Here is a 1976-nt window from a genome sequence, read left to right on the forward strand (position 1 = left end):
GGACGGCGGTGTGAGCGGCGCCCGTGGTGGTGAGGCTGAGGGCCAGGTCGCGGGCGTGGAGAGCGTCGATGGCCAGGAAGGCGCAGGTAGGGCCCGAGCCGGAGACGATCGCGCCGAGGGCTCCGTGCTGGCGACCGGCGTCCAAGGTGGGGCCCAGCTCTGGGCGCAGGTTGAGTGCGGCGGGCTGGAGGTCGTTGCTCAGGTGGGAGCCCAGGGCGTAGGCGTCGCCGGTGCCCAGGGCCTCCAGGAGCGAGTCGTTCAGCTGGGGCCAGGGCACCTCGGCTGCTTCGGCGGCGCGCAGCCGGTCGCATTCGGCGTAGACGCTGGCCGTGGAGAGGCCGCCGTTCGCCAGGGCGAACACCCAGTGGAACGTGCCTCCCGTGGGGAGCTCACTTAGTTGCTCGCCCCGACCGGTGCCGACGGCGGTGCCGCCGAGCAGGGAGAACGGCACATCGCTGCCGAGGTCTCCGGCGATCTCCATGAGGTCGTCGAAGGGCAGGCCCAGCCCCCAGAGCTCGTTGCAGGCAATGAGAGCTCCGGCGGCGTCCGCGCTTCCACCGGCCATCCCGCCGGCGACCGGGATGTCCTTCTGAATGATCAGGTCGGCGCCGTAGGTGCGTCCGGCATGCTTGGCGAGCGCGCGGGCGGCCCGGATCGCCAGGTTGCTGTCGTCAACCGGCACCTGGTCGGACCATTTGCCCTTGACCGACACCGTGATCGACTCGGACTCCTTCGCCATCACCTCATCGAAGATCGATACGGCGTGGAAGACGTTGACCAGGTCGTGGTAGCCATCTTCCCTGAGCGGGCCGACAGAAAGCTGCACGTTGACCTTCGCTGGCACACGTACGGTCACCGAACTCATCGATCTTCTGCCACTCTCATCACTTGCCGGGGTCAAGGACACTCGATGCTATCGGGGCACGCCGCCCTGACATGCGGTTCTCGAAATATGACCCGGGGAACGGCCGATTCGCCAACACGCAGCGTCAAGTTGGTGGATGTTTGTCCCCCTGGGTGGTTGGTGACGAAGAGTGACCTCTCCTCACGCCACTTGACCTTATCTGCTTCGGCCCGGCTCTCTTCAATTCTGTTCGGCTGTTCGGCTGTTCGGCTGTTCGGCTGTTCGGCTGTTCGGGGCGGCATGTCCCGGCGAGGGAGGTCAGGCTGGGCGTACGGTGCCTCGGAGGGTGGCGCGGAAGTAGGGCGATCTGAGGAAGTTGGTCTTCTTGACCACGTCGCCGGTCTTGGGGGCGTGGATCATGACTCCTCTTCCCAGGTATAGGGCCACGTGGGTCGGGTCGCCTGTGCCGCCGCCGAAGAAGAGCAGGTCTCCTGCACGGCGGGCGCCGGGCGCGATTCTGCGGCCCTGGCGGAATTGGGTGCCTGTGTAGTGGCCGAGGGTCACGCCTGCCTTGGCCCACGCGTAGAGGGTCAGGCCGCTGCAGTCGAAGCCTCTGGTGTTCGCTCCTCGGCCTATGCCGAGAGTGGGGCCTTTTGCTGATCCTCCGCCCCAGGAGAAGGAGACGCCCAGTTGGTTGAGGGCGGCGGAGGCGGCGATTTCGCCACGGGTGATCTTCCGATTCCGCTTCTTGGGAAGGAGGGGAGTTTGGGCGGCTGACGTCTCGGCTGTTGGGATCGGAAGTGTGGACTGGGGTCTTCTTGTGCTTGGCAGTGCGGCCTGGGGATTTGGCTTTGACGAGGAGAGGGCGGTGCTGGGCAATGTGGCGCGGGCCGCTGTGCTGGGGAGTGCGGCGATGGTCGCTACGAGCCCGCCCGTGAAGGTGAGCGTGAGAAGTGCGAAGCGGTGAGTCATGGTCGGCCTTCCGGGGATCCGCCGTCTGCGTGGCGGTGGCGGGTGGCGGGTGGATGAGGAAGGCCAGCATCGTGGGGGGACGCGGGGCATCGTCGCGCCGAATGCGGTTCTGTGGATGGGGCGCGGCGGAGGCTGATGAGCCTGTGGATAATCCCCTGGT

General features: G+C 66.9%; 2 protein-coding genes. Both read right to left on the reverse strand.

Features of this window, described 5'->3' with window-relative positions; translation table 11 throughout:
- The coding region (locus tag ETD86_RS54130) for a 4-(cytidine 5'-diphospho)-2-C-methyl-D-erythritol kinase (protein ID WP_138674354.1) at nt 1-865 on the reverse strand (865 nt) is incomplete at its 3' end.
- Nucleotides 866-1162: 297 nt separating this feature from the next.
- Nucleotides 1163-1906 carry an NlpC/P60 family protein gene (locus tag ETD86_RS54135; protein WP_138674355.1) on the reverse strand — a complete coding sequence of 248 codons (744 nt, stop codon included), beginning with the start codon at nt 1904-1906 and terminating at the stop codon, nt 1163-1165.
- Nucleotides 1907-1976 lie beyond the last annotated feature (70 nt).

Source organism: Nonomuraea turkmeniaca (assembly GCF_005889735.1).
In the GTDB taxonomy this organism is placed as follows: domain Bacteria; phylum Actinomycetota; class Actinomycetes; order Streptosporangiales; family Streptosporangiaceae; genus Nonomuraea; species Nonomuraea turkmeniaca.

Excerpts from the sequence above, each read along its gene's own strand:
- ETD86_RS54135 (WP_138674355.1), bottom strand. The coding sequence starts at position 1,906 with ATGCCCCGCGTCCCCCCACGATGCTGGCCTTCCTCATCCACCCGCCAC.